The 21588-nt window shown below is 48.7% G+C and carries 23 protein-coding genes; 6 read left to right on the top strand and 17 right to left on the bottom strand.

All coding sequences use genetic code 11. From position 1 onward, the window contains the following. Positions 1–109: 109 nt before the first annotated feature. The 4 genes from ACSZLD_RS09675 to ACSZLD_RS09660 form a co-directional block, all read right to left on the bottom strand. Positions 110–1504 (bottom strand): sensor histidine kinase, encoded by a 1395-nt coding sequence (locus ACSZLD_RS09675; protein ID WP_444685060.1) that lies wholly within the window; start codon positions 1502–1504, stop codon positions 110–112. Next, entirely contained in the window at positions 1501–2172 is a 672-nt protein-coding gene (locus ACSZLD_RS09670) for a response regulator transcription factor (protein WP_377910855.1), read from the bottom strand. Before ACSZLD_RS09670 ends, ACSZLD_RS09675 begins: the two co-directional genes overlap by 4 nt. Positions 2173–2314: 142 nt before the next feature. After that, positions 2315–4669, bottom strand: a complete 2355-nt coding sequence (locus ACSZLD_RS09665) for an ATP-binding protein (protein WP_444685059.1) — start codon at positions 4667–4669, stop codon at positions 2315–2317. Continuing rightward, positions 4666–5835, bottom strand: coding sequence for a metallophosphoesterase family protein (locus ACSZLD_RS09660; protein WP_444685058.1), 1170 nt, complete (start codon positions 5833–5835; stop codon positions 4666–4668). The genes ACSZLD_RS09665 and ACSZLD_RS09660 overlap by 4 nt, the downstream gene beginning before the upstream one ends. 98 nt (positions 5836–5933) lie before the next feature. On the opposite strand from ACSZLD_RS09660, the gene ACSZLD_RS09655 reads away from it, so the two are divergent. After that, entirely contained in the window at positions 5934–6119 is a 186-nt protein-coding gene (locus tag ACSZLD_RS09655) for a YhzD family protein (protein ID WP_444685057.1), read from the top strand. 5 nt (positions 6120–6124) lie between these two features. On the opposite strand, the gene ACSZLD_RS09650 is transcribed toward ACSZLD_RS09655, so the two are convergent. The 3 genes from ACSZLD_RS09650 to ACSZLD_RS09640 all read right to left on the bottom strand — a co-directional run bounded on the left by ACSZLD_RS09650 (position 6125) and on the right by ACSZLD_RS09640 (position 8295). After that, complete coding sequence (locus ACSZLD_RS09650) at positions 6125–6556, bottom strand: PaaI family thioesterase (RefSeq protein ID WP_377910859.1); 432 nt, start codon at positions 6554–6556, stop codon at positions 6125–6127. A 150-nt stretch (positions 6557–6706) separates the two neighbouring features. Next, positions 6707–7063: a YlbF/YmcA family competence regulator gene (locus ACSZLD_RS09645; RefSeq protein WP_377910860.1), complete on the bottom strand. Its 357-nt coding sequence runs from the start codon at positions 7061–7063 to the stop codon at positions 6707–6709. A 92-nt stretch (positions 7064–7155) separates the two neighbouring features. Beyond that, positions 7156–8295, bottom strand: coding sequence for a DUF445 domain-containing protein (locus tag ACSZLD_RS09640; protein ID WP_444685056.1), 1140 nt, complete (start codon positions 8293–8295; stop codon positions 7156–7158). A 127-nt stretch (positions 8296–8422) separates the two neighbouring features. Between ACSZLD_RS09640 and ACSZLD_RS09635 the strand changes: the two genes are divergently transcribed. The 4 genes from ACSZLD_RS09635 to ACSZLD_RS09620 all read left to right on the top strand — a co-directional run bounded on the left by ACSZLD_RS09635 (position 8423) and on the right by ACSZLD_RS09620 (position 11758). Then, entirely contained in the window at positions 8423–8626 is a 204-nt protein-coding gene (locus tag ACSZLD_RS09635; RefSeq protein ID WP_377910862.1) for a DUF5342 family protein, read from the top strand. Beyond that, complete coding sequence (locus tag ACSZLD_RS09630; protein WP_444685055.1) at positions 8623–9477, top strand: PucR family transcriptional regulator; 855 nt, start codon at positions 8623–8625, stop codon at positions 9475–9477. The genes ACSZLD_RS09635 and ACSZLD_RS09630 overlap by 4 nt, the downstream gene beginning before the upstream one ends. 402 nt (positions 9478–9879) lie before the next feature. Beyond that, positions 9880–10971: an ABC transporter ATP-binding protein gene (locus tag ACSZLD_RS09625; protein ID WP_377910864.1), complete on the top strand. Its 1092-nt coding sequence runs from the start codon at positions 9880–9882 to the stop codon at positions 10969–10971. Positions 10972–11116: 145 nt separating this feature from the next. After that, positions 11117–11758 carry a 3'-5' exonuclease gene (locus ACSZLD_RS09620; RefSeq protein WP_444685054.1) on the top strand — a complete coding sequence of 214 codons (642 nt, stop codon included), beginning with the start codon at positions 11117–11119 and terminating at the stop codon, positions 11756–11758. 62 nt (positions 11759–11820) lie between these two features. Here the strand turns inward: ACSZLD_RS09620 and ACSZLD_RS09615 are convergent, their stop codons facing one another. The 9 genes from ACSZLD_RS09615 to ACSZLD_RS09575 form a co-directional block, all read right to left on the bottom strand. Further along, positions 11821–12477 (bottom strand): CoA transferase subunit B, encoded by a 657-nt coding sequence (locus tag ACSZLD_RS09615; protein ID WP_444685053.1) that lies wholly within the window; start codon positions 12475–12477, stop codon positions 11821–11823. 17 nt (positions 12478–12494) lie between these two features. Continuing rightward, the gene (locus ACSZLD_RS09610; RefSeq protein ID WP_444685052.1) at positions 12495–13196 is read right to left on the bottom strand and encodes a CoA transferase subunit A; all 702 of its coding nucleotides are present in this window, start codon (positions 13194–13196) and stop codon (positions 12495–12497) included. Positions 13197–13217: 21 nt separating this feature from the next. Next, positions 13218–14741 carry an acyl-CoA carboxylase subunit beta gene (locus ACSZLD_RS09605; RefSeq protein ID WP_444685133.1) on the bottom strand — a complete coding sequence of 508 codons (1524 nt, stop codon included), beginning with the start codon at positions 14739–14741 and terminating at the stop codon, positions 13218–13220. Between the two features lie 21 nt (positions 14742–14762). Then, positions 14763–15536 carry an enoyl-CoA hydratase-related protein gene (locus ACSZLD_RS09600; protein WP_377910869.1) on the bottom strand — a complete coding sequence of 258 codons (774 nt, stop codon included), beginning with the start codon at positions 15534–15536 and terminating at the stop codon, positions 14763–14765. After that, positions 15533–16444 carry a hydroxymethylglutaryl-CoA lyase gene (locus ACSZLD_RS09595; RefSeq protein ID WP_444685051.1) on the bottom strand — a complete coding sequence of 304 codons (912 nt, stop codon included), beginning with the start codon at positions 16442–16444 and terminating at the stop codon, positions 15533–15535. The genes ACSZLD_RS09600 and ACSZLD_RS09595 overlap by 4 nt, the downstream gene beginning before the upstream one ends. A 14-nt stretch (positions 16445–16458) precedes the next feature. Beyond that, positions 16459–16671, bottom strand: a complete 213-nt coding sequence (locus tag ACSZLD_RS09590; protein ID WP_377910871.1) for an acetyl-CoA carboxylase biotin carboxyl carrier protein subunit — start codon at positions 16669–16671, stop codon at positions 16459–16461. Between the two features lie 19 nt (positions 16672–16690). Next, positions 16691–18025 (bottom strand): acetyl-CoA carboxylase biotin carboxylase subunit, encoded by a 1335-nt coding sequence (locus tag ACSZLD_RS09585; RefSeq protein ID WP_444685050.1) that lies wholly within the window; start codon positions 18023–18025, stop codon positions 16691–16693. Positions 18026–18042: 17 nt separating this feature from the next. Further along, positions 18043–19194: an acyl-CoA dehydrogenase family protein gene (locus ACSZLD_RS09580; RefSeq protein ID WP_377910873.1), complete on the bottom strand. Its 1152-nt coding sequence runs from the start codon at positions 19192–19194 to the stop codon at positions 18043–18045. A gap of 169 nt (positions 19195–19363) precedes the next feature. Next, positions 19364–20089, bottom strand: coding sequence for an urease accessory protein UreH domain-containing protein (locus tag ACSZLD_RS09575; protein ID WP_444685049.1), 726 nt, complete (start codon positions 20087–20089; stop codon positions 19364–19366). 117 nt (positions 20090–20206) lie between these two features. Here ACSZLD_RS09575 and ACSZLD_RS09570 point away from each other — a divergent pair, with 117 nt between their 5' ends. Beyond that, positions 20207–20857: an NAD(P)-dependent oxidoreductase gene (locus tag ACSZLD_RS09570; protein ID WP_444685048.1), complete on the top strand. Its 651-nt coding sequence runs from the start codon at positions 20207–20209 to the stop codon at positions 20855–20857. Positions 20858–21003: 146 nt separating this feature from the next. Here the strand turns inward: ACSZLD_RS09570 and ACSZLD_RS09565 are convergent, their stop codons facing one another. Next, a complete protein-coding gene (locus tag ACSZLD_RS09565) occupies positions 21004–21558 on the bottom strand; it encodes a response regulator transcription factor (RefSeq protein ID WP_444685047.1) in 555 nt (184 codons plus the stop codon). Between the last annotated feature and the right edge of the window lie 30 nt (positions 21559–21588).

The following is a 21588-nucleotide window of genomic DNA, read 5'->3' as shown; positions in this document are numbered from 1 at the left end:
TCCATTTTTTCCAGTATAGCACACACGTTCGTCACAGCGCACGGGGGTGGAAACTCCATCCGAATGAAACAGGAGCTGCCCCATTGACAGCTCCTGTTCAAGTGTTTGTTTACGTGCCGTATCCTTTTGCATCATCAGTTCCTTCACCGAGAGCAGGCTGATTCGGAAAACGGATGGTAAACGTCACTCCGTCCCCTTCATTTGTTACTTCTGCCTGACCTCCGTGCAGTTCGGCTATGCTTTTCACAATCGCAAGTCCCAGACCAAACTGCCCTTTATTGCCTTTTCGAAACGGCGTGAACAGATGTTTAAGCTCATCATTCGGAATCGCTTCCCCATTGTTATGCACGTGAATCAGGTTTTCATCAGCAGTTGCTTCAGCCCGCAGCTCAATGGCATCTACCGCATAGCGAAGCGCGTTCTCTACAAGATTTTCCAAAAGTACCCCGAGCTGATCTTTATCAGCCTCGAACATCACATGGTCTCCTGCAACGAAAATAGAAACGTCTTCACGAGTCATTCGAAATCGCTGCTCCACCTTATAGGCAATGGAGCCGAAAGGGAACTCCGTCTTTTCCATCGGCGCTTCCTTCAGCGAATCCAGCTTAGTGTAATAGAGCATATCCTTCACACGTTTTTCCATCCGGTTCGACTCTTCAATAATGATATCCATCGTCTGATCGACGTCTTCTTTCGGCGTAATCCCATCTTTAACAGATTGCGCATAGCTTTTTACGATCATAATCGGTGTTTTCAGTTCATGAGAGGCATGCTGCATAAAAGTCTTTTGAGCCGAATCGTACCGGATCAGGTTCTGCCGCATCTTCTCGAATTGGTTGGACAGCTTTTCGAAATCCTCATCGCCGTCCCAATAGAAAGGCTCCTTCCAGTTACGTTCGGCAATTTGCTCAAAATGATTTCCAAGACTCGTCAGCGGCTGTCTTAAGTAATGCTTCAGCCAGAAAGCAGGCACAAGACTCATTAACCCTGCAAACAGCATAATATAGCTGAGCTGGCCCCATAGCCGATCTACCATTTGGTCCCGATAGGTATCCCACATATAGGAAATATGATAGGCTTCCCCGTTTGTAGTGTACACTTTGTAGACAACATAAAAAAGCGTGGCACCATTATAGGTGAGCTCATATCTGCCGCGCCTCGTCATCTGCTCCTGGGCTCTCGCTCCCATTTCCTGCAGGGCCTCATCCGGTACCGGCTCTCCTTCACCTTCTAATGTAGCAAGCTGGTTCATAAGAAAAAAGTGGAACACAGAGCGAGCCGCTTCCCGTTGTTCAATAAAGTCCATTTCTGTCTGCGGCGGCACGACATGTTCTCCGCCTGGATTCGCGTACCGCATTTGTTCCTGCTCGATAATGCGGTACGTTTCTTCTGTCAGAGCACTTTTTAGTGAAATCGGATAGATTACACCGATCATCAGGGCGACAAGCAGCAGAATCGAAATAAACGAAAACCAGATCCGCTGAGTCAGGTTCAACCGAATCATGATGAGAGAACCCGGTACCCGTATCCGTAGAGTGTTTCAAGATGTATGCGCGGCAGCTTTTTGCGGACACGCCGTACAACGTCGTCCACTGCCCGCTCCGATCCGAAATAGTCGGTGCCCCACACATATTCAATAATCGTCTCTCTGGACAAGGCGTCTCCAATATGGGAGGTGAGCAGAATGACCAGATCCATTTCTTTAGTAGTCAGTTCAATATGTGATTCGCCGTCGTGCACGGTTCGCGAGGTAGGGTCAATTGTATACCCATTCAGTTCAATTTTATCTTTATCTGTTTCATTCGGAGGATAAACCCGCGAAAGCATCTTCTTCGCCCGGATAACAAGCTCTTCAGGAAGAAACGGCTTCGCTAGATAATCGTCGCTGCCTAGCTCCAGTCCAAGAACCCGGTCCAGGTCTTTATCACGGGCAGAAATGAAGATTACCGGAGTATCGGCTTCAGCCTTAATTGACTTCAGCAGCTGATAGCCGTCCATGCCAGGAAGCATGATGTCCAGAATCCAAAGGTGCGGCGGCGTGGAAATATGTTCAGACGCATCCTTCCCATCAGTAAAGTGCTGAACCTCCCATCCTTCCTTCTCCATATATGCCTTAATTACTTTTCCGAGATTTTCTTCATCTTCTACTAAATTAACAGTAAACTGACTCATACAATTTCCTCCTTCATCAACGGCTTTCGTTTGCTGCAAGCATGAAGCCGCGGTTGCTGATAGTGACAGTAGTTTCATCTATTTTAATATACTACGCGTCATTTTGAAAATCCGATGGGTATTTTACACGAAATTCAGTAAATCAGCGCTCCAGCAGATGCCTTTTCCCTCCTGCTGCCTGCAGCCACTCTTCTTCGATCTGACCGTGGCAAGTAAAAAAAATAAGCTGAGAAGGGTGTGCTGCTGCCTCCTTGAAGAAAGCAGTACGGCGATCTATATCCATGTTAACGACAGGTTCATCCATGATGAGCGGGAACCGTTCCCGTTCTGCAGTAAGCGACAATCTCAGTGCTGTATACAGCAGCTCTCTCGTTCCGCGACTCAGCTGGTCCGGGTTAAACAGCTTGCCTGTATGGGATTCTACTGCAAACGAACCCTCTCCAGGCATCGATATAGAGACATAACGTCCTTTCGTCATTCGATTAAATAAATCAGACGTGCGCTTCATCACAGCTGGAAGCTTTTCTTTTTCATACGTATCCGTCAGCTTCTGCACAGCAGCACCGGCAGCTTCCAGTACAGCCCATCTCCGGGCAGATGATGCTAGTGCCTCCTGCAATTCGTAATACTGCTGGGTTAATACTTCATAGGTGCCTTCCTCTTCAAGCTGTTTGATCAACAGTTTCGTTTCAGCGGACTTCCTTTCTGTCTGCACAGCTTTCGCTTCCAGTTCCTGCAGCGATTCTTCCAGTTCATCCAATGCCGCTGCCTCATAAGGTAATTCCAGCAGCCTTAAAAGCACTTTACGATCGGGGACAAGATCAAGCATTCGGTTGAAGCAGTTTTCTGCTTCCAGTTCTGCTTCTCGTCCCGCTTCAAAGCGTCGCAGCAGCTGATCAAATGCGGTCCGATCTTCCTCGTCTGCTTGACGTCTGAGCTCTGCCAGCTCTCGTTCCAGTGAGGAGAGACGGGTTTCGATCGCGTTCAGCTCTGTCTGCTGGCTGCGAAAGCGCCGCTGCTCTTCTTCACTGGCAAGACTGCTTCGTTCGAGCCGTTCGAGCTTAACCTGCAGTATTCCTTCCATCTCAGAAGGAGAGGATGCATTTCCAGCATAAGAAGCCGCTCCTTCCATCAGTGAATCGAGCTTGCCGGCTGCAATCCGATACTCTTTTTCATAAGAGGCTGTCTTATCAGCGGCTTTGTCATAGCGCTGTTTTAACGATAATAACGTCTCTCGTTCGGCTGTTGATAGCTCGTAATAAGCATCACCTGGCGCTTCTTGTGGCTTGTTTTTCAGATAGAGTGAAACGGCGGCTGAAATGACGCCTCCGATCAATGCCAGAACTGCCGTCACATATTCTGCTGCAAGAAAGCCTGCGGCTGCCAGCATGAGCAGAAGGCTTGTTGGAAGCCACCAAGTCAGCGATGGCAGCCTGCCTCCAAGCTCCGCGGTACGTTCAGCAAGCACGTCAGCCGCAGGCAGCTGCCGAAGGGGTATTGCAGCAGGATTTTCCTGTTCAAGCGTTTGCTGCTCCTGCTGCAGCTGTGCTAATGAAGCACCTGCTTCTTCCAGCTGATTATCCAAAACACGCCGTTCAGGAAATGCTCGCACAAGTGTCCGCAGTCTGGCAAGTTCAGCCTCTTCCTCAAATGCAGCCGGCTGCTTCATCGTATTTAGCAGAGTTCGCTTCTTCTCATAAAGATCAGCCTGCAGCTCTTCTTTTTCACGGTAAGCTGCTGCTGTTGTAACGGAGAGAAGACCGGAATCTGCAGCCTTTGCTTTCCAGTTCAGCCAGTTTACTTTGATTGGCTGCAGTTTTGCTAAGATCTCAGCTTCCCGGCGTTTTGCTTCACCTGTTTGCCGCTTGGAAGTGATCGTCTTTTGCTCTTCTTCGAGCAGCGCGTCTTCTTCTTTTAATTGTTCATATCGATCCAGCTCTTGTTCTGCCTGTTTGATCTGCTGTTGCAGCTGATCCAGCTTCGCAGCCGTTTCATTCAGTTCCGTTTTTCTGCCGCGCGGTTTAAAGAGTTTTGTACGGTCTTTGCTGCGTCGTTTATCCTCTTCGATTAACCGTTTAAGTCCGCTGAAAGATGTATCATAAAGCAGACTGCCAACCTCCTGAGAATCGCGCTTCTGCATGTCCTGAAGGTGATCAAGGTCCAATCGGTACAAAGAACGAAAAATAGGCAGACTGATGTCGGTAAGCAGTTCACCGTGATACGGCTCACCGTTGCAGTAAATGCTTCGCTCACCGCGGATCGTCCGTTTTTGTTCCCGCTCAATCAGCCAGCTTGTGCCGCTTTCCTCAAAAAGCAGCGAACCGCCGGCTCCTGTCATTTCCTGGTCCGAAAAACCGAACAAAACTCCTTCGATGAACGCCATAATTGTCGTCTTGCCGGCTTCATTTTTCCCTGTGAAAATCGTGCGGTTTTCCAGCTCCCAAAACTGGTCTTTCCATTTATAGTAGGAGCAAATATAAATACGGGTCAGCTTCACTTGGATGTCCCTCCTGCCGAGATCAGTTCACGCCATACATCCTGCCAAAACAACTCATCTTCCTTCAAACTATCCGGCAGGTGTCTCGAAATAACCGGATGCTTCGTCAACTGGTGCAGGGAGCCGTCCGCCTTCATATCGTTAACGGCCAGTTTTAATTCGTGCTGCAAGTCGCTCGCTAACGCTTCAGATTCACGCTCTGTATGGTTGAAAATCTTATCGAGAATAATGCCTGATGCCTCTGCTTCGTCTGCAAGCATCAAATGAAGGTCAACCTGGCCTGACGTCTCAAGTCCGGCAATAGATAATGTGCCTGCCAGAATAATGCTGTAAAGCGTATTCGTGTTTAACCCGGCAAAACAGGCTGAAACGAGCTCGTCTATCGTTTCAATTCCCGTGCAGTCAATCGAGACATTCTCACGTACAAACGGAGCTGTTTCCATAAAGGTGACCGCCGGAGGTCTGTCTGCTTCAAGTTCGACCATCAGCACTCCCTTCGCTCCCGTTTCTTTCCGGCTTGCTCCAATTATACTCCCGGGGTAATGAATCGGCGGTACTTTCGAAAGCTCGCTTCGCTGATGTATATGACCGAGCGCCCAATAGTCAAAGCCAGCTTCTTTCAGCTCCCGCAGCTGGAATGGAGCATAGTCGTGCGCCGCCCCAGCTGCCTCCTGGCCATGCAGCAGGCCGATATGAAAACCATGATCGGGCTGCAATTTCAGCTTGTTTATTGGTGAATCCGGATGAGAAGAGCCTGAGTAACTGAACCCATAAAGATGCACGGTTTCTTCCCTGCATGAGAGCGTTACCCGCTCGCCTTCCTCTGAAAACACGTGTACATTTTCCGGCATCGGCAACGCGGCACGTCCGCTGATTACCGGATCATGATTCCCATGAATGATGTATACCGGAATGTGGCGGCGGGCAAGTTTTTCCAATTCGCTGCGCAGATACCGCTGGGCTGATAGGGACCGCGTTTCGTAATGATATAAATCTCCGCTGATCAGCATAAAATCGACACGTTCTGCAGCTGCTGTCTCACACGCGTTCGAAAAGGAAACCTTTGCCGATCTTTGAAGTGCAGCTTTTTGTTCAGCTGGAACGGTTTCCGGGATGCTCACCGGACGATCTAAGTGAAGATCGGCACAGTGTATAAAACGAATCATAGGGCATGCCTCCTGAAAATCAGTAATGAATACTCATTCACTTTATGATAAACTATTTAAAAAGGCTCTCGCTCAGACGGCCGTGAGGAGGATCATGCATGAAGACCTATTATTTAACCGCCTACAGTAAAAAGGGCGACCATCTGCTGAACGAAACGCTTGAAGCTGAAAACGATGAGGAAGCCGGCAAAGCAGCACTCGCGAGACTCAAAGAAGAGAATCTCGAGCACGTGCCGAGCAGACTCGTCCGCTCTTCAGCCGGTCTCGTACATTTTCATCCGTAAGAGCGCTATTCTTTAATCGTATAAAACGTTCCTGACGTTCGGCTCAGAATTTCGCCTTGATCATCTTTGATCGTACATTCTGCAAATTGGACACCGCTGCCTTTCTTCAGGAAGGCAGCTTTTGCGTGCAGGGAACCGCTCCTTGATGTCCGCAGGAACTGGGTTTTCAGTTCGAGCGAAACGGAGGGCCTCTCATTGAAGGCTGCACACAGATGTCCGAGAGCTGTATCAGCAATGTAGGTGATGATCCCCCCGTGTATAAAGCCGACCGGATTAAACATCAGTTCTGTCACGGGAGCATCCAGATGAACCTCTTCGCTCTCCGCTATGTAATCAAATTCAAAATCAAACAAGGAGTACAAAAAGACATCCGGTGATCCGTCTTCATGTGCCTTCATCGCTTGGCGTACTTTTTCAATAAGCTCTTCTTCTCTCATTGACTTTCCCTCCTGTTTGCCGCTTTAAGGCAGCGGTTCCTGCTTCTAGTGTATCACGAACGTGTATTCTGCTGAAACAGAACTTAGGCAATCCAGCCGAACATGAAAAAAGCGCCGGTTCCTTTGCAGGAACCGGCGTTATCGTTACTATTATCCGTTCTGTTCTTCTGTTCCATAAAGCGCTTCTAGCGGGCTCGTGATAATCTTGTTGATCTCACCGACGAGCTGGCTCATGCGCTGTTCTTCTTCCATGAGCTTCATGATCTGTTCATGCTGCTGTACCAGTTCAAACTGCTTCTGAGCCTGCTGTACTTCTTCCTCAGAAATTTGTTCTCCCTGCATTTGCTTCTGTTGAAGGTCCATCTGAACGCTTCGGAAATTATCGAGCATTTTTTTTGCTACTTCATCGTTTTCGATATCTTCATGAAGCTGCTTAAGCGTTGTAAATTCTTCACTCGCCTGCAGCGCTTCTGCAAGCTCATTGGCCTTTTCAAAGTGGTCTGCCATTCGAAAAATCCTCCTTGGTTTTTCAGCGCCTTTGCGCTGTGCTATTCAAGCTCCGTTAGACTGTAACATAAATGGGCGCGGAATGCATCCCATCAGAAAATAAACAGAATAAAGATCCCTTGGATCAGTCCCACTAATGCCCCGATCAAGCCACCCAGTACAGCGATCATCTTCAGCTCGCGGCGTGCGATAATTAACAGCATCTCTTCAAGCCGTGAGAGAGGGAACGTGTTAACTTCTTTTGTAACAAGCTCTTTGATCCCAATCTGCTTCATAATGGATTTAATATAGCGTGAAAGAATCGTCGAGGCGGATGCCAGCACGGATGGAATGACCGTTTTGTTTAACAATTCTTCATATCGCATGCTCCATCCGGAAATAGGACCGCCCCATTCGCCGATTACCGGTGTACGGCCGACCGCTGATTCCGTTAATTTCGTGAGCCATTCCTCCAGCTTCTCATCGCTGACATAGTCATCTGCAGATGTTTCCAGAATCCCCTTCCATTCCCTGTGCATGAGTTCAATAAGAAGCTTTTTTGTCTGCTTATCCTGTAAGAACCGCACGAGCTCTCTGGAGATCAACTCCCCCATGGAGAACCGTTGAGCCACTCTGCTGAACATTGTTGAGACACTTCCTCTGGAACGAAGGTACGTTTTCAGCATACTGTCTATTTGATTTATTCCTTCCGGGGACGCGACATAGTCGGTACCCTTCGTGACAATCTGATCCGCTAAAAGCGGAAAATAAGATTCACAGCGGTCAATCCAATTATCCGGAACCCAGTTTTGGAAGGGCTCGCGGCTGTATTCCTGAATGATCACGCGAAGTCTGTCTGCTAAACCTCGTTCGACGGATTTGCGGAGCGACAACAGCTGATCCTTCATGCCGAGGTGTTCTTCCATCCACTCATCAAGCGTACGCTCCTCTTGCAGCAGGTCCTTGACTCCCTCCTGCAGACGACCCTGCACTTCTTCAAACAAAATTCCGTCTCTCAGCTTCTCCTGCATGCCTTCCGGAGTCACTAAATGATCTTCAACGAGCTTTCCCAAATTGTCGGCAATCTCGCCGCGCCGCTTTGGAATAAGCCCGGGTGTAAATGGAATTTGGAACGATCCGATAAACCATGGGCGATAAGGCCTGAACAGCATTCGGATCGCTATGATATTTGTACCTCCCCCTACAATTGACCCGATCAGGATCAAGAAGAGCAGGATAGTCCAGTCACTCATACAATCATCCCCCTGCACGGCTGCTTATGATAGTATAACGTACGCGACAGGTGAAAACCAACGAATCCTGTTAACGCGCGGGCTGGTTCATGGTACGATAAAAACAGCTTTAAAGGAGGGACACGTGATGATTCAGCATTTTCAATGGAAGGAGCAGCCGTTCGGCTGGAACTTCCACTTCTATTATAAACAGGTGAGATACCGCGGGATTTATCAAAAAGATGGAAAAATTGTATGGAAGCAGCCTGATGCTATTGACGATCAGTCTTTTTTAGAGTCGTCTGTGCATGATCTGATGCTCTATCATGTCTATGAGGATCACCGGCAATGAAGCGTTTTACAGTCACCAGAGGCTCCGAAACGCACCACATCGAGCCGGAAGAGCTCAATCAGGAGGAGCTTCAGCTTCTGCAGTCCATTCTCGATCGGCAGCAGCCTGCCCAGGATTTTCCGCTTCCGAATGATCCGCTTGCTCTAGCGCTGCACCGGCTGCTCGTACTTGAAGAAGAGGTTCCCGAGACGGCATGGAGCGAAAAGCTTTCATTCCCACTGCGAGTGATTCACTTTCGTTTTCCAAAACAAATTGACGAGCAGGAGGCATTCTCCCAGGCTGCCTCTTCTCTTTTTCCGGGAAGCAGGTTTATGCTTTGGAAATCTCATCGGGACAGCATGATTCTTCAGGAAACGGATGAGGCCTTTGAAGATGAACTGAACCTTTCCTCTGTAGTCGATACACTGGCAGCAGACTTTTTCGTTCGTCCTTCCGTCTGTGTCGGCTCCATGATTTTGTCTCCCCAAGGATTAAAAGAGCATATTGACTGGGAACACCAGCTGTTTCACGATACGGCAGCTGCCTTCCCTAAAAAACATACCTTCCTTGAACAAGAGCTGCTGCTCTATTTCATGCTGAGCCGGTTTACCCCACAGACGATTACCCAGATTCGCCGGCAGCTGAAGCCGGTCGAGGACGAAAGCGAGCTGCTCGAGTCGGTGCGATGCTTTCTGGAATGCAACCTGAACATCAGTCTTGCTGCCAAAAAAATGTTTATGCACCGGAATTCCATGCAGTACCGGGTCGATAAATTTATTGAGAAAACGACGCTCGACATCAGGCAGTTTCAAAACGCAGCTGCTGTCTACCTCATGCTTTTGACAATGCCTTCTTCCTGCAGCCGTTCTTGAAACAACAGCGTGAACAAAGCCTAATCAAGAGATCGAGCTGTTGACAAAAGCACGGTATGTGCCTGTTTATTCGTTTTTACGCGGTCCTTCTTCGTTCGCGCGCAAATGCGTTCCACGTCCAGAAGCGAATTGGTTCTTCACGCCCCAGGCGAATGTCGCAAAGCATGGGCCTCACCATTTGTAGATAAGCCGTTGCACAGGTGGAGGAACGCAGGCTCGTGCCTGACGACATCAAGAGCCTTGATTTCGGTTGTCAGCAGGGACTGTATGCACTTTTGTGAAAGCGCATGCATCTTGCACAATCAACAGCCAGTTTTTTTGTGCACGGTTACCATAGATATGAGAACCCTTACAGGATACACTGATTACAGATTAGAAAATGAGTTTGTGGGAGGAATTAAAATGGCTGATATTACGTTTAAGAATTTGTACAAAATTTACGACGGGGATGTACAGGCAGTTACTGACTTCAACCTGGACATCGCTGACAAAGAATTCATCGTCTTCGTTGGACCATCAGGCTGTGGAAAATCGACAACGCTTCGAATGGTAGCCGGTCTTGAAGATATCTCAAAAGGTGACCTTTACATTGGAGACGACCGTGTCAACGATGTGGCACCTAAAGACCGAGATATTGCAATGGTGTTCCAGAACTATGCGCTTTATCCACACATGAACGTATATGAAAACATGGCGTTTGGGCTGAAGCTGAGAAAATTTCCTAAGCAGGAAATTGACGAACGCGTCCGTAATGCTGCCAAAATTCTTGGCCTGACTGAGATGCTTGACCGTAAACCGAAAGCAATGTCCGGTGGTCAGCGTCAGCGTGTTGCCCTCGGCCGTGCCATCGTTCGAAATCCAAAGGTATTCCTGATGGATGAGCCTCTTTCCAACTTGGATGCGAAGCTTCGTGTGCAGATGCGTGCAGAGATCATCAAACTTCACCACCGGCTGCAGACAACTACCATTTACGTTACACATGACCAGACAGAAGCGATGACGATGGCTTCCAGAATCGTCGTCATGAAAGATGGTCTCGTACAGCAGGTCGGTGCTCCGAAGGACATTTATGATTATCCGGAAAATATTTTCGTCGGCGGATTCATCGGCTCTCCTGCCATGAACTTCCTCCACGGAAAACTGACTGGAAATACATTCAGTATCGGTGAGCATACCGTTACGATTCCAGCCGGCAAGATGAAAATGCTTGAAGGCTACGACGGCAGAGATCTTGTACTTGGTATTCGTCCGGAAGATTTCCATGATGAACCGGTCTTCCTGGATGCAGCTGAGAACAGCCGCTTTACTGCGACGATTGATGTAGCTGAACTTATGGGTGCGGAATCCTACCTCTACTCAAAAGTCAGTGATCAGGATTTTATTGCACGAGTCGATTCCCGTACGGATGTAACCGGCGGTACGAAAATTGATCTCGCATTTGATATGAACAAAGCTCACTTCTTTGATCCAGAGACTGAGCAGCGAATCCGCTGATTCCCTGTAACAGGGTTTCAATATTCCCCCTTTTTGAAGCTGTTCCAGCCATGCCGGCTGCGGACAGCTTCTTTTCATGTTTTTCTTTTCGCAGCAGTATGTTCATGCTAAACTAAAACAAACATACGTTTGCAGGAGGTCATTTATGAATTTTACTGCGATTGACTTTGAAACAGCATCAACTGAACAGGGAAGCGCCTGCGCTATCGGCCTTGTACGCGTTGAGAACAGCGAAATCACGCAGGAAGTCTACTCATTAATTCGTCCGTTTTCGCCGTATTTTGATCCAAAATGTGTACGGGTTCACGGGATAACGTGGGAGGATGTAAAGAGTGAGCCGACGTTTCAGGAGCTTTGGCCGGAGATCGAGCCGCTGATTCAGGATCAGCTTCTAATTGCACATAATGCAAGTTTTGACATGAAGGTTCTTCGTTCTGCTCTGCAGGTATGGGGGATCTCCGGTCTTTCTGCTGCTTATAACTGCTCGGTTCAAGTATCCCGGAAAACGTGGCCTGAATTTTATAATCATAAATTATCCACTGTAGCCCACGAGCTGTCGATTGATCTAAATCACCACCATGCACTGGATGATGCACGGGCAGCTGCATCCATCATTATAAAGGCTCAGGAAATTCATAACGCATTCTCCGAACAAGCCTTTCTGCAGCACCTGAACCTTCACAACGGCTCGCTTGCACCCGGCGCCCACTTCACTCCAGCGGCCAACCGGAAGCGAAAGCAGCTCGCTCTCTCCTCAAACGGTCTTATTCAGTCGGACAGAAGATAAAAAAGAACTGCCGCCGGATCACTCGATCCGGCGGCAGCTCTTTTCGTAGGCAGATTTCTAATTTAATGGCTTCGTGTCAGTCGATCCATGGAAAGCGGGGCGCCGGTTGCTTCCTGAATTTCTTCAGGTGTTGAACCATCAAGTATTTCATCAAGGACCAGACCGGTTTCGGTCACATCGATAACGGCTCGTTCGGTGATAATCCGATTAACAACGCCAAGTCCGGTTAACGGAAGGGAGCATGATTTTACGATTTTAGGTGTCCCGTTCCGGCTGACGTGGTCCATAATGATAATCACGCGTTTAGCACCGTGAACGAGATCCATAGCTCCTCCCATTCCTTTGATCATTTTGCCCGGTATCATCCAGTTCGCCAGATCTCCAGACTCGGAAACCTCCATTGCGCCAAGGATAGCCACGTCAATATGACCTCCGCGAATCATAGCAAACGATTCAGCGCTGCTGAAATAAGCGGCACCTTTCGCTTCTGTCACCGTTTCTTTTCCGGCATTAATCAAATCTGCATCGACTTCGTCGGCTTCCGGATAAGGCCCGATCCCGAGCAGCCCGTTTTCTGACTGCAGCATTACTTTTTTATCTGCATCCAGGTAATTTGCTACCATCGTCGGCATACCGATACCGAGGTTCACGTAATCGCCGTCTTTGATTTCTTTTTCAGCCCGTCGTGCGATTCGTTCGCGCTTTTCCTTTTTTTCCATCCGCTCTTCCTCCTTCATCAGGCTTCTTTCACGGTGCGCCGTTCAATCCGATTTTCCTGAACAGCTTCGATTATGCGGTTGACGTAGATCCCTGGTGTATGAATCGACTGCGGGTCAAGCGTTCCCGCTTCAACCAGGTTTTCTACTTCAGCGATTGTCACTGCTCCGGCAGCCGCAATCATCGGGTTGAAGTTTTGAGCTGTTTTACGATAAATTAAGTTGCCGTACGTATCACCAGTATGTGCACGTACGATGCTGATATCTCCGGTAATGGCATGCTCGAGTACGTACTCCTTGCCATCAAACGTTCTGACTTCTTTACCCTCTGCAATCGGCGTGCCGACTCCTGCAGGCGTATAAAAAGCGGGGATGCCTGCTCCGCCGGCACGGAGTCTTTCCGCTAAGGTTCCTTGAGGTACAAGCTCAACTTCCAGCTCTCCGTTGATCACCTGACGCTCAAATTCCTTATTCTCACCGACGTATGACGCATAAATCTTGTTAATCTGCTTTTTTTCAAGCAGCAGGCCGAGTCCCCAGTCGTCGACTCCGCAGTTGTTGGAAACAATCGTTAAATCTTTAACGCCGCTATCGACAAGCGCCTTAATGACATTTTCAGGAATGCCACACAGGCCAAAACCGCCGACGAGAATAGTCGAGCCGTCCTTTATATCAGCTGTGATGTCTGCCGTGTCTGTGTATAGTTGTTTCACAACGATCATCCTCTCCTGATTAATTACGCGCTATACGGGATAAATTGGACGCTTTCTCTCTGAAAAAACGACATCTTTACCGGCATACAGCTCAAACCGGGATGCCAAATTGTCACGAAGCGCGCCTGCAGGTATGACATCGTCGACAATCATTTCGGATGCAAGCCTGTAAATATCTATGTTTTCCTGATATTCTTTCCGCTTCTCCGCTATAAAAGCCGGTCGGTCTGATTCGTCCAGCGCCGCTATTTTATTTGCATACACAGCGTTCACTGCTGCTTCAGGTCCCATCACTGCTATTTGAGCAGAAGGAAGCGCTATGCAGGCATCTGGTTCAAAGGCCGGCCCTGCCATCGCATATAAGCCAGCTCCATATGCTTTTCGCACGACTACTGAAATTTTAGGGACAGAAGCAGAAGACATAGCTGCTACCATCTTTGCACCGTGACGGATGATCCCTGCTTTTTCTACTCTCGTTCCAATCATAAAGCCCGGAACGTCAACGAGGAAAAGCAGCGGAATACCAAATGCATCACACATCGTAATAAATCTCGCTGCTTTATCGGCAGAATCGTGAAATAGTACGCCGCCCTTCTGCTTTGGCTGATTTGCGATAATTCCTACTGTGCGCCCTTCTATTCTTGCGAGACCGGTAATCAGCTCCTTTGCAAACAACGCTTTCACCTCAAAAAAGCTGCTTTCATCAATCAGTCCATCGATAAACTGATGCATATCGAATGGCACGTTCTGATTGGCAGGCACAAGCTTTTCCAAATCCTTTTCAACAGCTGGTACAGCTTCTTTTACTGCGGAAGCTGTTTGATAGTTTTCCGGCATATACGAAAAATAAGAGCGGGCTGCTTCAATCGCTTCAGGTTCATCAGCCGCCAGTACATCCCCACAGCCCGAAACAGAGCAGTGCATTTTAGCGCCGCCCATTTCTTCAAGACTAACTTTTTCCCCAATGACCATTTCTGCCATTCGCGGAGAACCCAGATACATACTTGCATTGCCTTCTACCATGATGACGATGTCACAAAATGACGGAATATATGCTCCTCCGGCAGCAGAGGGACCGAACAACACACAAATTTGCGGAACCATCCCGGAAAGCTTTACTTGATTATGGAAAATCCGTCCGGCACCGCGGCGGTTTGGGAACATCTCGATCTGGTCCGTAATCCTTGCTCCAGCGCTGTCTACCAAATAGAACATCGGAGCTTTCAGCTTTAGTGCGGTCTCCTGAATACGAATGATTTTTTCGACCGTCTTTGCCCCCCATGATCCAGCCTTCACGGTTGAGTCATTGGCCATTACACACACGGTGCGGCCGTCTACTTTACCGATCGCCGTGATAACACCGTCTGCAGGTAATCCTTCTGTCTCAGCGTTGGCAAATTTTCCATCTTCCTTCCACGAGCTGTCATCAAAAAGACGTGCAAGCCTGTCCCTGACAAACAGCTTGCCTTTTGAAGCATTCGCTTCATGATATTTCTCACTCCCGCCTTTTTCAATCTGCTCCACCCGCTCCTTCCAGGTTTTATCCAGTTTCAGCGTCATTCCTATCTCTCCTTATCAGCGTCCTGTAAATTCAGGCGGCCGTTTTTCCTTAAAGGCTCTTAACCCTTCAAGTCGATCTTCTGTCCCGATTGTCTGTTCATACTGCTTGCGCTCCAGCTCGAGCCCGGTCTGCAGGTCTGTCTGTATTCCCTGATTTACAGCTGTTTTTGCGGAACGAATGGCGAGTGGTGCACGGCTGTTAACGAGCCCAGCCATCATAGAGGCTTCCTCGTACAAGTGCTTCACCGGCACATATTTAAGGATCAGACCGCTTTCTTCCGCTTCATCTGCCGCAAGCTTGCGTCCTGTCAGAATCATTTCTTTTGCTTTCTGCTCCCCTATTAATCTCGGGAGCCGCTGCGTACCTCCAGCTCCTGGAATGATCCCCAAACCGGTTTCTGCGAGAGAGAAAAAAGCTTGATCGGTGCTGATTCGAAGATCACAGGCTAAAGCCAGTTCCAGACCTCCACCGATGGCATGGCCGTTTATAGCAGCGATAACAGGCTGCGGCATCTCGTAAACGCTTTCAATAAAGCTTCGAATGGAGGCTACTGCCTGCCATACTTCAGATTCCTGCATTTTAGAACGCTCTTTCAAATCAGCTCCAGCACAAAACACTTTCTTGCCCGCACCGGTTATGATGACAGAGCGGACAGCTGTGTCATGACGCCACTCCTGCAGGACGTCAGAAGCCTGTGCAATTAAGTCGCTGCTCAATGCATTCGCAGCATCCTCGCGATCCAGCGTAAGCCAGCCGGTCCGATCTCTTACTTCCGCCTGTATCATCATGCGCCATCCTCCTCTTCCTGCTGCAGCTGCAGCTGGTAGCTTGGCAGCTTAGTGCCGACGTGCGGCTCAATGTATTCTGCAGCTTTTACGAGCCCCTTTAGCGATACACCTGTTTTCACGCCGAGCGCATCCATCAAGTACTGCACATCTTCTGTCGCAACGTTGCCGGTAGCCCCTTTTGCATACGGACATCCTCCCAGACCCCCGTTGGCGCCATCAAATACTTGAATATTCTGCTCCAGACCGGCCATAATATTTGCACAGGCGAGTCCGCGCGTATTATGGAAATGCAAAGCCAGTCTTCCTGTGGGTATGGTGGTTTTTAACTGGCGGATGACCTGCTTGACCTGAAGCGGATTTGCTACGCCGATCGTGTCTCCAAGCGACAACTCATCTACCCCCATGTCAAGCAGGGCGTGTGCCGTCTTTTCCACCTGTCCGATCGACACCCTGCCTTCATACGGGCATCCAAAAACAGTAGATACATACCCTCTCACTGTTTTCCCCGCAGCTTTTGCTTCTTCAGCTACCTCCCGAAGGAGTGTCAGCGATTCTTCAGTCGACTTATTAACGTTCCGTCTATTGTGTGTGTCGCTTGATGAGACGAACAACCCTATTTCGTCGACGTCAGCACGAAGCGCGCGCTCAAGCCCTTTTGCGTTCGGAACGAGCGCCGCATACGTCACACCTTCTTTTCGCTTTAAATACCGGAACACATCGTCGGCATCAGCTAGTGCGGGGATCCACTTAGGTGATACAAATGACGACACTTCGATATAGGTGATTCCGGCATCCGTAAGCTTTTCGATCCAGGCAACTTTTTTTTCCGTGGAGACAAGCGCCTGCTCATTTTGCAGACCGTCTCTAGGACCGACTTCCTTCAGAACAGCTTCCGCTGGAATCGTCATACGCCTGTCCCTCCTTAGCCGAGCTTCACTACGACATCTTCTTCATTCACAAAGCTTCCTTCTTCTACAAGTACTTCGGAAACGGTGCCGCTTTGTTCGGCTGCGATTGGAATCTCCATTTTCATAGATTCTAAAATCACAACTTCGTCACCCTCCTGTACCTCGTCGCCTACTTTTACGTTAATTTTCCATACGTTCCCTGCCATCGTTGTTTGAATGTCTGCCATCTTCTGCTCCTCCTTCACATTAATTCGTCTGCATTAAAAAGTGTGTATTTATTTCGGCACGCTGAAAACGCGGATCCTTCAACACCTCGATCAACATTGGGATATTTGTCTTGATCCCGGCTGTCTCCGCCTGTTCCAGTGCATCAATCAGCAGATTTACTGCCTGTTGTCTAGATTCGCCGCGGGCGATCACTTTTCCTACCATCGGATCGTAAAAAGGGCTGATCGTATCTCCTTCTACAAACCCCATATCATAGCGGATCCCTTCTACCTCAGGGAATTTCCAAGCTGTGATCGTTCCCGGAGAAGGGAAGAATGTTTTTGGATCTTCCGCATAAATTCGAGCTTCGACTGAAGCTGCTGCTGCATCAAACCGGACAGGAAGCTCGTCTAGTGCAGATCCGGAAGCAAGCAGGAGCTGCCATTCTACAAGATCGGTGCCGGTTGTTTCTTCAGTTACCGGATGTTCAACCTGTAAACGCGTGTTCATCTCCAAAAAGTATACATCCTCTTCGGCGCTTACGATAAACTCAACGGTTCCCGCATTCCGGTAGTGAATCGAAGCAGCGGCGCGGCGCGCTGATTCCTCAAGCGCTTCAATCGTTTCCGCAGCAAGAGCAGGTGCAGGTGCTTCTTCGATCACTTTCTGGTGACGGCGCTGAACAGAACAATCCCGCGTCCCAAGCACTCGGACGTTGCCGTTTCCATCTCCAAATACCTGTGCTTCTACGTGGCGAGGATTAATGATGTATTTTTCGAGAAATAAATCACCAGATCCGAAAAAGGTCTCTGCCTTCTTCCGCACAGAAGCCGCTGCTTTCACAAGCTGTGTCTCATCGTCAACACGCTGCATGCCGATACCGCCGCCGCCTGCTGCTGCTTTCAGCATAACGGGGAAGCCGATGCTGCGAGCGGCAAGCACGAGTTCTTTTTCAGATTCTCCGTCAAGCACCTTTCCTGGTACAACTGGAACAGAGGCAGCTTCCATGAGTTTTCTCGCCTGAATCTTGTCTCCCATTTTTGCAATGGACTCAGGTGCAGGACCGATAAAAAGCATCCCTTCGGCTGCTACTCGTTCAGCAAACTCGGCATTTTCAGACAGCAGACCATAGCCGGGATGAATCGCATCAGCACCAAAATCCTTTGCCGCCTGCAGGACCGCGTCCATGTTCAAGTAGCTTTCTTTTACGCGGGCTCCGCCGATTTCCACTGATTCATCCGCCATCAAAACATGCTGAGCGCGGCTGTCAGCCTCCGAATAAACGGCGATACTGGTAATATCGAGACTGCGGCACGTACGGATAATTCGGCAGGCGATTTCGCCGCGGTTTGCAATTAACAGTTTATTGATCATATTTAGTTCCCCCTTCATCAGGCTTGTGGACAGCCGATTTCACGTGCAATGACCAGACGCTGAATTTCAGATGTGCCTTCCCCGATCTCCATCAGCTTCGCATCCCGTAAAAACCGCTCGATTTTATATTCGCGCATATAGCCGTATCCGCCGTGTATCTGCAGCGCTTCATTACAAGCTCTCGTTGCAGCTTCAGATGCAAACAGCTTCGCCATTGCCGCTTCTTTTTTAAATGGCTTTTTATGGTCCTTTAACCAGGCAGCCTTCAAAATCATGTTTTTAGCAAGCTCCAGCTCCATTGCCATGTTGGAAAGCTTAAATTGGATAGCCTGAAAGCTGCCAATGTGCCGCCCAAACTGCTTACGCTCATTGCTGTAAGCTAGTGCAGCCTCATAGGCTGCACGGCCGATGCCAAGTGCCAGTGCGGCAATAGAGATCCGGCCGCCGTCAAGCGTGTATAAAAACTGATTAAACCCTTTTTCCGCGTCCCCAAGAATGTTTTCCTCCGGGACTTCTACATCTTCAAGAATGAGCTCTGTCGTATTCGATCCTCTTACGCCCATTTTTTCGTACTCTGCTCTGATCGTAAGTCCTTTGGCATCAGCAGGTACAATAAATGCAGAAATTTGCTTTCGTCCGTTTTCACGCTCCCCGGTTACCGCTGTTACGATAATCGTCCTTGCATAGCTCGCGTTTGTAATCCAGCACTTTTCCCCATTGATGATATAGCGGTCGCCTTTCTTCACGGCCTTCGTCCGAGTTCCGCCTGCATCTGAACCGGCATTTGGCTCAGTCAAACCAAAAGAACCGAGCGTTTTACCTGATGCAAGCGGCGTCAGATGCTCTTGCTTCTGGGCTTGTGTGCCAAAATGATAAAGCGGTGACGCTCCGAGAGATACGGCTGCAGCATAGCTTAACCCGGTGCTTCCGCAAACTTTTCCGATTTCTTCAACTGCGAGGATATAGGAAATAGTATCTCCGCCAGAGCCGCCGTATTCTTCCGGAAATGGAATTCCAAGCAGACCAAGCTCCCCCATTTGCTTAAAAATCTCTTCAGGAAACCGTTCCTCTTTATCGATGCTGTCTGCAATCGGGGCAATTTCTTTTTCTGCAAAATCCTGTACCATATCTTGAATCATGCGCTGTTCTTTCGTCAGTTGAAAATCCATTCTCTTCTCTCCTCTCCATTATGTAAGGGCTTACATTTTACCGCAAATAAGAAACGGCACTGACTGAGCATTCGTTCAGATTGTACCGCTGTAAATAAAAGTATAATAGAGCGCATGTAAAATGTAAAGCTGCTCGAAAAATTGATTACGATCAGGGAAATGGCCGCTGTCAAAGCGGCCAGAACGTCATAATATCGAATACGCCGATAAAAATGATTAGAACGCCCGCTGCGGTTTGCACCCACTTACCGGCCTGCTTGCCTAATTTAACTGCTCTGCCTCCCAAGTCCAAATACCAAATAACAAATACAAGAAGCAGAAAAGGCAATGTTGTACCAGCTGCGAACAATGCCGGCATGATCGCTCCAGCAGGTGATGCCACTGCAGCCGGCATCATGAGGACGAAGAACAGAATGAACATCGTCGGGCAAAATGCGAGTGAGAAAGTAAACCCGAGCAAAAATGCCCCTCCTCCCCGTCTCGATTTTTTCTCAAATCGATATGGTATGCGAAAATTCAGAGGAAGAAATCCGGCTAGAAATAACCCGATCGCGATCAAAAGCGGCCCGATCATCCAGCGGAAGGGTTCAAAGAAAAGCGGGAGCTGCCGCTGGAATTCCTGTCCGAGCAAAAACACGATAAGTCCCAGCAGTGAAAAAGCTGCTGCTTTGCCTGCTAAAAACTGAACGGTGTCCAGCCAGGAAATACCTTTACGGATGGAATTGGAACCATAAAGCGTCATCGCTGTAATGTTGCCTGACAGCTGACAAGGAGCAAGTGCTCCGACGATTCCTAAAGCAAACGCATACAGCATCGGAAATGACTGGACGCTTTCAGCTGCATTCATAAATGGATCCCGTATAATCTGGATGATGCCGTCAACCGTTTCAAACATATAATTAATCCTCTCTTAAATGAAAGTGTGGAATAAACTGCTATTGTCTTTGCAACCGATGCATATGTAAAGTATATCAGGGTAATAGAGAGGTAAACACGTTAAAGAGCTGGAGGAATGATGATGCACATCTCTATTTTTGGCGCGACCGGCAGAACCGGAAGCGAATTTACTTCAAGAGCACTTCAGGCGGGCTGGACGGTGACTTTGCTGATCCGCTCACCGGAGAAGGTTCCTGAAGCGTGGAAAAATCATCCGTCCGTTACAATGATTACAGGAAACGCTCTGTCTAAGGATGATGTATCCAAAGCCATAGACAGCCGTACAGAAGCTGTTTTTTCCGCTCTCTCCACGGATAAGGCCGATGTATTAAGCCAGGCTGTACCTGCTATAACAGCCAGAATGCAGGAGCTGGAGATTTCACGATTTGTGTCGATTGGTACTGCTGGTATTTTAAATGCGATGCACACACCGGATAAATTTCGTTACGAAACGGATGAATCTAAAAAACCGATGACTCGCAGTTCGATCGAACACGCCTTTGTGTTCCATCATTTAACTGACAGTGAGCTGAACTGGACTATTTTTTGTCCAACTTATCTTCCTGACGGCACTGAAGCACGTCCTGTTTCATGGAAAATTGACTTTATGCCGAATGCAGGCAAGCGTATCACTCCTGCTTCTACTGCAGCTTTTGTTTTTGAACATTTTTTGAACCCTCAGTTTTCTCACTGTCGTGTCGGTCTGGCAGAGGAATCGGAGTCATAAACGGCAAAACCGGACCCAGGCTCACTTGAGCGTTTAGAGACCGCAAGCCCTGTTCCTGTTATTGAGAGCCGCAGCAAGTTCGTTCCCATCTGCCCCCATTTTAACAGTGTTTAACGCTGTCTAACAGGAGCAGGCTGGGCTATTTGTCAGATAAACCCTTTGCTTCGACCAAACGCCATCCAGTCCCGGCTGCTCGCTATATGCAGCTTTTTTGCAGCGCTGCGCCGGTGATTTTCTACGGTTTTTTCCGATATACCGAGTACTGCTGCTGTTTCCCGAACGGTGTAGCCGTGAATTCGCATACGAACAGCTTCTTCTTCTCTAAGCGTCAGTTCTTCAGCTGAGCTGCTTTGCAGGACTACTGCTCCCGGCTTCAGGTCCCCTCTCATAATACGGCTCAATCTTCGCATCCATTCGTCCAGCGAAAGGGTATCATAAAGCGGAAGGTCACGGCTTTTATCCTCTTCAGTCCCGATCAAATAAACGCCTGCTCCAGCTTCCTGGTGAAAGGAAGCCGGTGAAAGCGAACCTGGCAAGGCTGTATGAACGAAAATGTGTGTGAAAGAGTACAGTCTCATGCTTTTATACAACTCTTCGCGCGTGGCAGCTGTTACCATATAGTCAATGTCTCCCAAATCATACAGCAGCTGCACGAGTCCGTGCCTCATTAATTCGTGGTTCATGCCGATCAATACACGCATGTTAAAAACCTCCATTCACAAAACCGTCGT

It is taken from the genome of Alkalicoccus luteus (genome assembly GCF_052061695.1).
Taxonomy (GTDB): domain Bacteria; phylum Bacillota; class Bacilli; order Bacillales; family Salisediminibacteriaceae; genus Alkalicoccus; species Alkalicoccus luteus.
This window is presented reverse-complemented; position numbering and strand designations above follow the sequence as displayed.